Here is a 12275-nt window from a genome sequence, read left to right on the forward strand (position 1 = left end):
GCGACTGGGACACCGTCCGCGACTCGCGGGATCGTAGCGATATGTCCGCAATGTTCGAGATCACTTTCCACCACCGGTAACGCTGCACTCACGCGGTGTCACAGAGGTCACAGCTAGGTCCGCGAGCCTTGTTGGAGATCCGGCACTGTGCTGGAATGCCACGGACCGCCGCGGGATCGAGCCGGCGCGCAGGGGGCGCAACGCAGCGCCGAGTGGCGGCGAGATAGGGGGAGCCAGCGCCGGTCACTCACGACCACCCTGGGGGGCGTGTTCAGGACGCTCCCCACAACGCCGACACCGTCCTTCCGTTCGCGCGGAGGGGCGCCTGGTCCAGAGGTTGCGACGCTAGTGCAGGGACGTTTCAAGAGGGATGGCAGCGCTTCGGCGGAGCCGGAGCCGCACGGCGGGACCGACCGTGGTTCCTCGCCCCAGCACGCCCAGAACCCGGGCTCGGCCCCGTCCGGCGACGGCGGAGACCGCGCCGGGCGGTCCAGTGTCTCCGTGTCACCGTCGGAGAGCCCCGCTCCGCCGGTGAAGCCCCCCAAGGGCGCGACGGGCCCCGGTTCGCGGGTGGCCCTGCGCAACTGGCGCATCTCGACGCGCCTGGTGTCGCTGCTCGCGCTCCCCGTGGTCGCGGCCACCTCGCTCGGTGCGCTGCGCATCAACCAGTCCATGGACGACATCCAGCAGCTCGACAACATGAAGCTGCTGACGGACATGACCAAGCAGGCCACCGAGCTGGCCGCCGCGCTCCAGGAGGAGCGCGACCAGTCCGCCGGCCCCATGGCGCACGGCCTGAAGGCGACCGACTACACGGTCAAGGGCTACCGGGACAAGACGGACCGCGCCAAGGCGAACTTCCTCAGCGCCTCCGAGGAGATCGACGCCGCGAGCAAGGACGGCAACCTCCTCGGCGTCCGCGACAGCCTCGTCGGCCTCGCCAGCGAGCTCAACAGCCTGGGCAAGATCCGCCAGGACGCCTACCAGGCCAAGGACAACTCCACCCAGACGGTGGAGGCATACCACCGGCTCATCACCGAACTGCTCAGCCTCTCCCAGGACATGGCCGAGGCGACCAGCAACCCGGAGATGATCCAGCGCACGCGTGCCCTGTCGGCCTTCTCCTCCGCCAAGGAGTACGCGTCCGTGCAGCGCGCCGTCATCGCGGCGGCGCTGCCCTCGACCAACACCACCACGGGCAGCCTCTCCGAGAACGACCGGCTCTACGCCGAGTCGGCGCTGGAGAGCCAGAAGTCCGAACTCAGCAGCTTCCGCAACATCTACGGCGACGGCGCCGAGGAGCTCGTCAAGCCCATCGACGAGGGCAACCCGACGATCGAGGCCGCCGACATCTACGCCCGCCGTGCCCTCGGCTCGGCGGACGGCCTGGGCGGCCTGCAGAAGCGCTCGTACCGCGACTGGGTGGACGACAGCTCGACCAAGATCGAGCAGATGAAGAAGATCGAGCACACGCTGCTCGAGGACATGGAGCAGAAGGCCCGCGAGCTGCGCAGCGCCACCGAGCGCGACGCGATCATCTCCGGTGCGCTGATCCTCCTCGTCCTCGGCGTATCGCTGGTCGGCGCCTTCGTCGTGGCCCGCTCCATGATCCGCTCGCTGCGCCGGCTCCAGGAGACCGCCACCAAGGTCGCCCAGGACCGTCTGCCCGAGCTGGTCAAGCAGCTCTCCGAGTCCGACCCGCAGGACGTCGACACGTCCGTGGAGTCGGTCGGTGTGCACTCCCGGGACGAGATCGGCCAGGTGGCCGCGGCCTTCGACGACGTGCACCGCGAGGCGGTCCGCCTCGCCGCCGAGCAGGCCCTGCTGCGGGGCAACGTCAACGCGATGTTCACCAACCTCTCGCGCCGCTCCCAGGGCCTCATCCAGCGTCAGCTGTCGCTCATCTCCGAACTGGAGTCCCGCGAGGCCGACCCGGACCAGCTCTCCTCGCTGTTCAAGCTCGACCACCTCGCGACGCGCATGCGCCGTAACGGTGAGAACCTCCTCGTCCTCGCGGGTGAGGAGCCCGGCCGCCGCTGGACCCGCCCGGTCCCGCTGGTCGACGTGCTCCGCGCCGCCGCGTCCGAGGTGGAGCAGTACGAGCGCATCGAGCTCGCCGCCGTGCCGACCACCGAGGTCGCCGGCCGCGTGGTCAACGACCTCGTGCACCTGCTCGCCGAGCTGCTCGAGAACGCGACCTCCTTCTCCTCGCCGCAGACCAAGGTCAAGGTGACCGGTCACGCGCTGCCCGACGGCCGCGTCCTGATCGAGATCCACGACACCGGCATCGGCCTCTCCCCCGAGGACCTCGCGGCGATCAACGAGCGGCTCGCCTCGCCGCCCACCGTGGACGTCTCCGTCTCCCGGCGCATGGGTCTGTTCGTGGTCGGCCGTCTGTCGCAGCGCCACGGCATCCGCATCCAGCTGCGCCCGTCCGACTCCGGTGGCACGACCGCGCTGGTCATGCTGCCCGTGGACGTCGCCCAGGGCGGCAAGAAGCCCGCTCCGGGCAAGCCCGGCGCTCCCTCCGCCGGTGGTCCGGCTGCCGCGCAGGCCGCGGCCGGTGCCGCCGCGGCGCGTCGCCAGGGCGGCCAGCCGGGCGGCGGCGCCTCGGGCGGCGGTGCCGGCCGGCTCGGCGCCGGCGCCGGTCCGCGCGGCCAGGTGGGCGCCGGCCAGGGTTCGCGCGCCGCGCTGCCCGGCACGGGCGGCCGTCCCGGCGGGCCGGGCGGTCCGCGCGGGCCGCAGGGTCCGGCACAGCAGCAGGGCCGTTCGCCCGCCACGTCCCCCTCCTCGTTCGACCAGGGGATGTCCCCGGCGCCGGGCGCGGGTGCCGGCTTCGGCGGCCAGGCTCCCGCCGGGTCCCAGGGCTTCGGCGACGGACAGCAGCGCCAGGACGTCTTCGGCGGCGGCCGCGGCGCCGTGCCCCCGCAGCGGTCGAACGCCGCCGACCAGGGCCGGCAGCAGCAGCTGCCCCCGCGCGGCGGTCCGCGCGCGGAGCTGCCCGGCGGCAACCCGCCGTCCCGGTCCACGGGCTGGGGCGACGACCGCGCCGCGCTCGACGCGCCGCGCGGCCACGACGACCAGGGTCCGGCGCACACCTCCCGGATGCCGCGGGTCGACGACCGGCAGGGTCCGGGCGCCACCGCGGAGCTGCCGGTGGTCCCGCGCCAGGACGACCTCCAGGGCCCGGGCTCCACGTCCGAGTTCCCGCGCCCCGACTTCGACGCCCCGCGTCCGGGCGGCGCGCAGAACACCGGTCAGTTCGGCGCCGACTCGGGGCAGGGCACCGGTTCGTTCGTGCGCCAGGACGTCTACGGCGCCTCGGCGCCGCAGAACAACCCCTCCGCCACCGGTCAGTTCGCGGCTCCGCAGGCCTACGACAGCGGTTCCACCGGCCAGTACGCCGCCCCGCAGGGGTACGGCGCGGGCTCCACGGGCCCGTACGCCCAGCCCGGGTACGACAGCGGTTCCACGGGCCGGCACTCCCTGCCGGGCCGTCAGGAACCGTCGTCCACCGGCCAGTTCGACCGGCCCCAGTCCGGCGGCTCGGGTGCCGACTTCGGCGCCCAGCGTCCGTCGGCCCCGGAGCGTCCCGCCCGTCGCGAGCCCGAGGCACTTCCGCCGGCCGCGGGCCCCGGCGACGGACGGACGCCGCTGTACGACACCCTGGAGACCAACTGGTTCCGCGGCGGCGACCGCCAGCAGCAGGACAACGGCTCCACCGCGGCCCCGGCCCCGCAGCAGCCGCAGGCCTCCTCGGCCCCCCAGCGTCCCGCCTCCGCGCCGTGGCGCAGCTCGCCGAACGACGATCTCGTCCGGCAGGCAGAGCGCGTACGGCAGCCGGCGGCGGGCGGCGTCACCACCTCCGGCCTGCCGCGCCGGGTGCCCAGGGCGAACCTCGTCCCGGGCACGGCTCAGCAGCAACAGCACCAGAGCGGTCCGCAGGTCTCGCGTGCGCCTGACGACGTACGCGGCCGGCTGACCAATCTCCGTCGGGGCATCGCACAGGGTCGTCAGGCCAACTCCGGTCAGACGGGCAGCTATCCCAGCCCCACTCACCAGCAGGAGCGTTAGTTGAGCCCGATGAGCCAGGCGGCACAGAACCTCAACTGGTTGATCACCAACTTCGTGGACAACACCCCGGGGGTGTCCCACACCGTCGTGGTATCCGCGGACGGACTCCTTCTGGCGATGTCCGAAGGGTTCCCGCGCGACCGCGCCGACCAGCTCGCGGCCGTCGCGTCCGGTCTCACCTCGCTGACCGCCGGGGCCTCCCGGATCTTCGAGGGAGGCAATGTGGCGCAGACGGTGGTGGAGATGGAGCGCGGCTTCCTCTTCCTCATGTCCGTCTCGGACGGGTCGTCCCTGGCCGTTCTCGCGCACCCGGAGTGCGACATCGGCCTCGTCGGCTACGAGATGGCGCTGCTCGTCGACCGCGCCGGGGCGGTACTGACGCCCGACCTGCGTGCCGAACTACAGGGCAGTCTGCTCCACTGACAGGTCCCGGTACCACCCACCTCACCAAATCACCGTCCGGCCGCCACAATCCCCCCACCGGCCCCGTCCGACGGCTTGACTGACCGACTTGCTGTCCCGCCCGGAGGATTCATGACCCCGCCCACCGCCTCTCATGATCCGTACGCCGAGCCGTACGGGGACGAGGGCGACCAGCCGCTGGTACGTCCGTATGCGATGACCGGCGGCCGGACCCGGCCGCGCTATCAGCTCGCCATCGAGGCGCTGATCAGCACGACGGCCGACCCGGCAGCGCTGATGGGACTGCTCCCGGAGCACCAGCGGATCTGCCATCTGTGCCGCGAGGTGAAGTCGGTCGCCGAGGTTTCGGCACTGCTGGCCATGCCGCTCGGCGTGGCCCGGATCCTCGTCGCGGACCTGGCCGAGGCCGGGCTGGTGGCCATCCACCAGCCGGGCGGCGACGAGAACAACGGCGGCGCACCGGATGTGACGCTGCTCGAAAGGGTGCTCAGTGGACTTCGCAAGCTCTGACGGAGGCCGGGCGACCACCTCCGCGAAGATCGTGGTGGCGGGCGGCTTCGGCGTGGGCAAGACCACGTTCGTGGGTGCCGTCTCGGAGATCAACCCGCTGCGCACGGAGGCCGTCATGACGTCTGCTTCGGCGGGCATCGACGACCTGACCCACACCGGGGACAAGACGACCACGACGGTCGCCATGGACTTCGGCCGTATCACCCTGGACCAGGACCTGATCCTGTACCTGTTCGGTACGCCGGGCCAGGACCGCTTCTGGTTCATGTGGGACGACCTGGTCCGCGGCGCGATCGGCGCGGTGGTCCTGGTGGACACGCGGCGGCTCGCCGACTGCTTCCCGGCCGTGGACTACTTCGAGAACAGCGGCCTGCCCTTCGTGGTCGCGCTCAACGGCTTCGACGGGCACCAGCCGTACAACCCGGAGGAAGTGCGCGAGGCGCTGCAGATCGGCCCGGACGCCCCGATCATCACGACCGACGCCCGCCACCGCGCGGACGCCAAGTCGGCGCTGATCACGCTGGTGGAGCACGCCCTGATGGCCCGGCTGCGGTAACGCCCGGAAGTCGTTTCAGGTAGCACTCAAGTCGAAAGATCCATACGGCAGTTGTCGTAGCAGCCACCGGAGCCGACTGTGTCCTTTGACACGGTCGGCCCCGGTGTTCATAACGTTTCGGCAGAGGAATCCGGTGGTGCGGCCACGCGTCGCGCACATCCGGTGTCGCTGTGCGCACAAGCGCCCCGCCTTTTGGCGGGTCTCGCTCTTTATGACCGATTTATCTGGGGTTTACAACGGCGCGCTCCGCACGTTTCCACTGTTTGGAAGAGCGCTGGCTGACGTGCTGGAATGCCTGAACTGCCCAATAGTCAAAGACGTACTCATCAGTCGAGTCGTACCTGGGCTCTGAGACACTGCGGCACAACGTTGGTGCCGACCGCCGAGAGGTTGTTGGTCGAGTGAGGCGAAGCAAGAACGGCCCCGAGCCGTCGGCCCGGGGCAACTTCACCCCGCCGCCGCGCGGTGCGGCGCCCGCACCCGTGCCCGGGTCGGAACCGACGGCCGCTCCCGCTCCCAGCGGTGGCCGTTTCTCCCCCCGCAACTGGCGGGTGCCGACCCGACTGAACGCGATCCTGCTCATACCCGTGCTGGTCGGCCTCGTCATGGGCGGCTTCCAGGTCAAGAGCTCGATCGACACCTGGCAGGAAGCCCAGGACGCGGAGAAGACCGCGCGTCTGGTGCAGGCCTCGCTGACCTATGCCAACGCCCTCTACAACGAGCGCGACACCACCGCCACTCCCCTGCTCCAGGGCAAGGGCCAGAACAACTCGACCGTCACCGAGGCCCGCCGGCTCACCGACAAGGCCGCCGACGCCTTCGACCGGGCCGCGCAGGGCGCGCCGGAGACGCCCGGTATCGAACGCCGGCTGAAGCTGTTCCGCGAGACGGAGCCCGGGCTGGCACAGCTGCGCGCCGCCGCCTACAGCCCCAAGCTCACCGGCGTGCAGACCGAGGAGGGCTACGTCCGGATCGCCCACCCCCTGATGGAGTTCGCCAACGAGCTCGGTCTGGGCACCGGCAACATCACCTCCTACGGCCGTACCGTCTACGCCATCTCGCTGACCAAGGCCGCCCTGTCGCTGGAGCGGTCCATCGGCATGCACCTGCTGGTCAAGCCGGGCCCCGACGCCCCCAACATGGCCAGCCAGCGCACCGCCCTCGCCTCGTACGCCTACCTGGAGGGCATCGCCTCAGAGGAGTACCGCGGCGGCGGCACCCAGGAGGACTCCGACAAGCTCGACGCGGCCCTGAAGGAGGCGCAGGCCCAGGGCGCGGCGATGGTCCAGCAGGCCAAGGCCAAGGACCCGAACTACGTCGCGCCGCCGGCCGACCCGCAGAAGATGGTCGGGGCCGTCGCGTCGCTGCAGAGCACGAGCGCCTCCGAGCGCCTCGCGCTCGCCCGCAGGGGCATCACCCCGCAGAACTGGTGGGCGGCCAACACCCTCAGGTTCGACGCCTACGAGAAGATCGAGTCGGACATGGCCGACAAGGCGGTGAACGAGGCCTCCAACATCGCCGACGACGCCCAGCAGTCGACGTTCATCACCGGCGCCATCGTCCTGGTCGCCCTGCTCGCCGCGTTCATCCTGGCCGGCATGGTGGCCCGCCAGATGAGCCGCTCCATGCGCCAGCTGCGCAACGCCGCCTTCGGCATCGCCGAGCAGCGTCTGCCGATGCTGGTCGACCAGCTCTCGCGCACCGACCCCGGCCGGGTCGACACCCGGGTGGCGCCGATCCCGATCACCTCGACCGACGAGATCGGCGAAGTCGCCCGCGCCTTCGACCAGGTCCACCGCGAGGCCGTCCGGCTCGCCGCCGAGCAGGCCCTGCTGCGGGGCAACATCAACGCGATCTTCACCAACCTCTCGCGCCGCAACCAGTCGCTGATCGAGGGCCAGCTGACCCTGATCACCGACCTGGAGAACAACGAGGCCGACCCGGACCAGCTGGAGAACCTCTTCCGCCTGGACCACCTGGCGACCCGTATGCGCCGCAACGGCGAGAACCTCCTCGTCCTCGCGGGCGAGGAGCCCGGCCGCCGCTGGGACCAGCCGGTCCCGCTGGTCGACGTGCTGCGCGCCGCCTCCTCGGAGGTGGAGCAGTACGAGCGCGTCGAGCTCTCCGGCGTCCCGGAGGCCGAGATCCACGGCCGCGCCGTGACCGACCTCGTGCACCTGCTGGCCGAGCTCCTCGAGAACGCCACGACGTTCTCCTCGCCGCAGACCAAGGTCCGCGTCACCGCGACCCGTCTCCCCGACGGCCGCGTCATGATCGAGATCCACGACAAGGGCATCGGCCTGACCGCCGAGGACTTCGCCGACATCAACCACAAGCTGGCCAACCCGCCGACCGTGGACGTGGCGATCTCCCAGCGCATGGGCCTGTTCGTGGTCGGCCGCCTCGCCGACCGGCACGGCATCCGCGTCCAGCTGCGCCCCTCCGGCGAGCAGGCCGGCACGACCTCCCTGGTCATGCTGCCGGACGCGATCACCCACGGCGGTGGCGGCGAGCAGGCGCTGAACCGCGACGAGTTCACGGTCTCGCAGATCATCCCGGAGCAGCAGTTCCAGGGCGAGGACTTCAGCCGGTCGCAGCCGCCGATGCGGACGGCCGCGGAGCTCGGCTTCGACGACAGCCGCTACGAGGTCCCGGACGACATCCGCGACCTGGACCCCGTCGGCCGCTCGCTGATGCGCGAGGAGCGCCGCGCGGCCCTGGAGGCCCAGACGCACGGGGAGCAGACCGGGCAGGAGACCTCCGAGGCACCCGCGTACACCGACGGACCCACCGGCGGTCATGCCTACGACACCGGTCAGATGCCCTACCCCGAGCAGGGCGGGTACGAGGCGCAGACGGCGTACGGCGACCAGGGGCAGACGGCGTACGAGGAGCAGCGGAGCTCGTACGAGCAGCCGGGCCGGCCGTCGTACGACGACCAGTACTTCGCGCCGAACGGCGGCCTGCCGCAGAACAACGGCTACGCCCCGAACGGCGGCTACCCGGAGTCCCCGTATGCGGAGCCGGCGCAGGACGAGCAGGCGCAGGCGCACGGCGCCGCGTCGGACACGTACGGCGCCTTCGCCGAGCAGCCCTACCAGGACGACTGGCCCCGGGGCAACGGCTACCGCAACGGCTACCCGGACCAGTACGCTCCGGAAGCGGAATCTACGCAGGCCGCTGACGTGAGCGAGCCGGACCGCGTAGGCTTCGATCGTCCGGGAACGGCCCCCTCCGCCGTCCACGAGCTGACCGACGCCGGGCTGCCCCGCCGCGGATCCACCCCGAGCGGTTCCAACGGCGCGCGGCGCGTGAACCAGGAAACGCCGGCCCGCACCCCGGAGAGCAGCGGCGACAGCGACTGGCGTTCGGCGAACGACGAGCGCTGGCAGCAGGCCTCGCAGCTCCGGAAGCCCAAGGCAGGCGGGGTGACCTCCTCCGGTCTGCCGAGGCGGGTGCCCAAGGCCAATCTGGTCGAGGGGACCGCGGAATCGACCCCGCAGGGCGGCCCACAGGTCTCCCGCGCCCCCGAGGACGTCAGGGGCAGGCTGAGCAACCTGCGCCGGGGCGTGCAGCGGGGACGCAGCGCAGGAAGTGAAAAGAACGGCCAGGGCTTCGGTCCTGACAGCACCTACAACCAGGAGCGTTAGTGTGAGCCCGATGAGCCAGGCGGCACAGAACCTGAACTGGTTGATCACCAACTTCGTGGACAACACCCCCGGGGTGTCCCACACCGTGGTGGTCTCCGCCGACGGACTCCTTCTGGCGATGTCCGAAGGCTTCCCCCGCGACCGCGCCGACCAGCTCGCGGCCGTCGCCTCCGGTCTGACCTCGCTGACCGCCGGCGCCTCGCGCATCTTCGAGGGCGGCAGCGTGAACCAGACAGTTGTGGAGATGGAGCGGGGATTCCTCTTCCTCATGTCCATCTCCGACGGTTCTTCGCTCGCGGTTCTTGCACACCCGGAGGCGGACATCGGCCTCATTGGGTACGAGATGGCTCTTCTGGTGGACCGTGCGGGCACGGTTCTCACCCCGGATCTCCGTGCGGAGCTCCAGGGGAGCCTTCTCAACTAACAGTCGGACGGTGCGTTTTGGCGTCCCGGGGCCGTAAGGTTTCGGGACGCGGCTTCCACAGGGTTGGAGCCCGGCGCAGTCGGAGGAGGAGAGAGAGTGGCAACACCCCCAAGCGGTTCGTCTTCGGGCAACTGGTCGTACGGCCCTGCCCAGGGCCAGGGCGACGGTCCGGCGAACCCGTACAACTTCCCCTCCGCCCCGAGCCACCGGCAGCCGTACGCGCCCCAGGGCCCCGGCCCTTCGCCGTACGATCAGCCGCCGGCGCCGCGCATCCTGCCGGTGGAGCCGCAACGACGTACCCCTGAGCCGACGCCCGCCGGGGCGTCGAACAATCCCCTGGTGCGCCCGTACGCCATGACGGGCGGCCGGACCCGGCCGCGGTACCAGCTCGCCATCGAGGCGCTGGTCCACACCACAGCGCAGCCGCACCAGATGCAGGGCCAACTGCCCGAGCATCAGCGGATCTGCAATCTGTGCCGCGAGATCAAGTCGGTGGCCGAGGTCTCGGCCCTGCTGACGATCCCGCTCGGCGTGGCCAGGATCCTCGTCGCCGACTTGGCGGAGGCGGGCCTGGTCGCCATCCATCAGCCCGGCGGCGACGAGAACGCCGGTGGACAGCCAGACGTGACACTGCTCGAAAGGGTGCTCAGTGGACTTCGCAAGCTCTAGCGGCGGTCCTTCCCGCTCCACCACCTCCGCGAAGATCGTGGTGGCGGGCGGCTTCGGCGTGGGCAAGACCACGTTCGTGGGTGCCGTCTCGGAGATCAACCCGCTGCGCACGGAGGCCGTCATGACGTCTGCTTCGGCAGGCATCGACGACCTGACCCACACCGGGGACAAGACGACCACGACGGTCGCCATGGACTTCGGCCGTATCACCCTGGACCAGGACCTGATCCTGTACCTGTTCGGTACGCCGGGCCAGGACCGCTTCTGGTTCATGTGGGACGACCTGGTCCGCGGCGCGATCGGCGCGATCGTGCTGGTCGACACGCGGCGGCTCGCCGACTGCTTCCCGGCCGTCGACTACTTCGAGAACAGCGGCCTGCCCTTCGTCATCGCGCTCAACGGCTTCGACGGCAACCAGCCGTACAACCCGGACGAGGTGCGCGAGGCGCTGCAGATCGGCCCGGACGCCCCGATCATCACGACCGACGCCCGCCACCGTGCGGACGCCAAGTCGGCGCTGATCACCCTGGTCGAGCACGCCCTGATGGCGCGGCTGCGGTAGGTCCGCGCGACGACCGGACCGCGCGACGGAAAAGGCGGGCGGCCCTCCCCGGCTCGGGGCGGGCCGCCCGCCTTTTCCCTGCGGGTACGGCGGCCCGACGGCCCGGGGGCACGGCGGCCCGGCGGCCCGGCGGCACGCGAGGTCGCGGGCACAGCGAAGAAGCGGGCACAGCGAAGAAGCGGGCACAGCGAAAAGGGCCCCTCCCGGAAGAGGGGCCCTTTTCGCGCGTGCGTGCGGCGGCGGCCGGTCGTGGTGCCGGCCGCGGCTCACCCGTGCCAGCTGTGCGGGGCGCGGAAGCCGTTCTCGCGCTCCAGGCGGCGCCAGCCGGCCTTGGGGCGGCGGCGGTGGGCGGAGGTCGTCTCGGCGGGGCGGGCCGCCGCACGGGCCAGGAGGAGCGCCGTGATGGCGGCGACCTCCTCGGGCTCGGCGTGGCCCTTCTCGACGCGGATGTCGGCGTTGTCCATGGGTTCAGTCTCCGTGGATGAGAGGTCCGCGGCATTGCCGCGGTGCGTCCGCCCGGTTACTGGGGCGGGTTGCCGTGCTTGCGGGAGGGCAGGTCGGCGTGCTTGCTGTGCAGCATCGCCAGGGACCGGATGAGCGTCTCGCGGGTGCCGGCGGGGTCGATCACGTCGTCCACCAGGCCGCGCTCGGCCGCGTAGTACGGGTGCATCAGCTCGGCCTTGTACTCCTTGACCATCTTCTGACGCATCGCCTCGGGGTCCTCGGCCTCGGCGATCTGACGGCGGAAGATGACGTTGGCCGCGCCCTCAGCGCCCATCACGGCGATCTCGTTCGTCGGCCACGCGTAGGTGAGGTCGGCGCCGATCGACTGGGAGTCCATGACGATGTAGGCGCCGCCGTACGCCTTGCGCAGGATCAGCGAGATCCGCGGCACGGTGGCGTTGCAGTAGGCGTAGAGCAGCTTGGCGCCGTGCCGGATGATGCCGCCGTGTTCCTGGTCGACGCCCGGGAGGAAGCCGGGCACGTCGAGGAGGGTGACGATCGGGATGTTGAAGGCGTCGCACATCTGGACGAAGCGCGCGGCCTTCTCACTCGCCTCGATGTCCAGCACGCCCGCCAGCACCTGCGGCTGGTTGGCGATGATGCCGACGACCTGGCCGTCCATCCGGGCCAGCGCGCAGATGATGTTCCGCGCCCAGCGCTCGTGGACCTCCAGGTACTCGCCGTCGTCGACGATCTCCTCGATGACCTTGGTCATGTCGTACGGCCGGTTGCCGTCGGCCGGGACCAGGTCGAGCAGGACGTCGGAGCGGCGGTCGGCCGGGTCGGAGCACTCCGTCCGGGGCGGGTTCTCGCGGTTGTTCTGCGGGAGGAGGGAGAGGAGGTAGCGCACCTCGGCGATGCACGTCTCCTCGTCGTCGTAGGCGAAGTGGCACACCCCGCTCG

At 71.1% G+C, this 12275-nt stretch carries 10 protein-coding genes; 8 read left to right on the forward strand and 2 right to left on the reverse strand.

Going from position 1 to position 12275, the window contains the following annotated elements:
• Window positions 1–348 precede the first annotated feature (348 nt).
• From ACIPM1_RS26790 to ACIPM1_RS26825, 8 genes are all read left to right on the forward strand, one after another.
• Window positions 349–4074: a nitrate- and nitrite sensing domain-containing protein gene (locus tag ACIPM1_RS26790; protein ID WP_402438886.1), complete on the forward strand. Its 3726-nt coding sequence runs from the start codon at window positions 349–351 to the stop codon at window positions 4072–4074.
• Between the two features lie 9 nt (window positions 4075–4083).
• Window positions 4084–4497: a roadblock/LC7 domain-containing protein gene (locus tag ACIPM1_RS26795; protein WP_003973453.1), complete on the forward strand. Its 414-nt coding sequence runs from the start codon at window positions 4084–4086 to the stop codon at window positions 4495–4497.
• A 111-nt stretch (window positions 4498–4608) separates the two neighbouring features.
• A complete protein-coding gene (locus ACIPM1_RS26800; RefSeq protein WP_019058642.1) occupies window positions 4609–5007 on the forward strand; it encodes a DUF742 domain-containing protein in 399 nt (132 codons plus the stop codon).
• Entirely contained in the window at window positions 4988–5563 is a 576-nt protein-coding gene (locus tag ACIPM1_RS26805; RefSeq protein ID WP_356194935.1) for an ATP/GTP-binding protein, read from the forward strand. Before ACIPM1_RS26800 ends, ACIPM1_RS26805 begins: the two co-directional genes overlap by 20 nt.
• 401 nt (window positions 5564–5964) lie before the next feature.
• The gene (locus ACIPM1_RS26810) at window positions 5965–9213 is read left to right on the forward strand and encodes a nitrate- and nitrite sensing domain-containing protein (protein WP_402438888.1); all 3249 of its coding nucleotides are present in this window, start codon (window positions 5965–5967) and stop codon (window positions 9211–9213) included.
• 10 nt (window positions 9214–9223) lie between these two features.
• Complete coding sequence (locus tag ACIPM1_RS26815) at window positions 9224–9637, forward strand: roadblock/LC7 domain-containing protein (RefSeq protein WP_030948713.1); 414 nt, start codon at window positions 9224–9226, stop codon at window positions 9635–9637.
• Between the two features lie 96 nt (window positions 9638–9733).
• The gene (locus ACIPM1_RS26820) at window positions 9734–10306 is read left to right on the forward strand and encodes a DUF742 domain-containing protein (protein WP_402438890.1); all 573 of its coding nucleotides are present in this window, start codon (window positions 9734–9736) and stop codon (window positions 10304–10306) included.
• Window positions 10287–10868, forward strand: coding sequence for an ATP/GTP-binding protein (locus ACIPM1_RS26825; protein ID WP_030793786.1), 582 nt, complete (start codon window positions 10287–10289; stop codon window positions 10866–10868). The genes ACIPM1_RS26820 and ACIPM1_RS26825 overlap by 20 nt, the downstream gene beginning before the upstream one ends.
• Before the next feature lie 266 nt (window positions 10869–11134).
• Here the strand turns inward: ACIPM1_RS26825 and ACIPM1_RS26830 are convergent, their stop codons facing one another.
• Together ACIPM1_RS26830 and ACIPM1_RS26835 are read right to left on the reverse strand one after the other, a co-directional pair.
• On the reverse strand, window positions 11135–11332 hold the full coding sequence (locus ACIPM1_RS26830; protein WP_356194943.1) for an acyl-CoA carboxylase epsilon subunit: 198 nt from the start codon (window positions 11330–11332) through the stop codon (window positions 11135–11137).
• Between the two features lie 56 nt (window positions 11333–11388).
• Window positions 11389–12275, reverse strand: an 887-nt coding sequence (locus tag ACIPM1_RS26835; protein WP_356194946.1) for a carboxyl transferase domain-containing protein, incomplete at its 5' end; no start/stop codon positions are given.

Source organism: Streptomyces sp. NPDC086766 (genome assembly GCF_044746005.1).
Lineage (GTDB): Bacteria > Actinomycetota > Actinomycetes > Streptomycetales > Streptomycetaceae > Streptomyces.

Excerpts from the sequence above, each read along its gene's own strand:
- ACIPM1_RS26800 (WP_019058642.1), top strand. The coding sequence starts at position 4,609 with ATGACCCCGCCCACCGCCTCTCATGATCCGTACGCCGAGCCGTACGGG.
- ACIPM1_RS26830 (WP_356194943.1), bottom strand. The coding sequence starts at position 11,332 with ATGGACAACGCCGACATCCGCGTCGAGAAGGGCCACGCCGAGCCCGAG.
- ACIPM1_RS26815 (WP_030948713.1), top strand. The coding sequence starts at position 9,224 with ATGAGCCAGGCGGCACAGAACCTGAACTGGTTGATCACCAACTTCGTG.
- ACIPM1_RS26795 (WP_003973453.1), top strand. The coding sequence starts at position 4,084 with ATGAGCCAGGCGGCACAGAACCTCAACTGGTTGATCACCAACTTCGTG.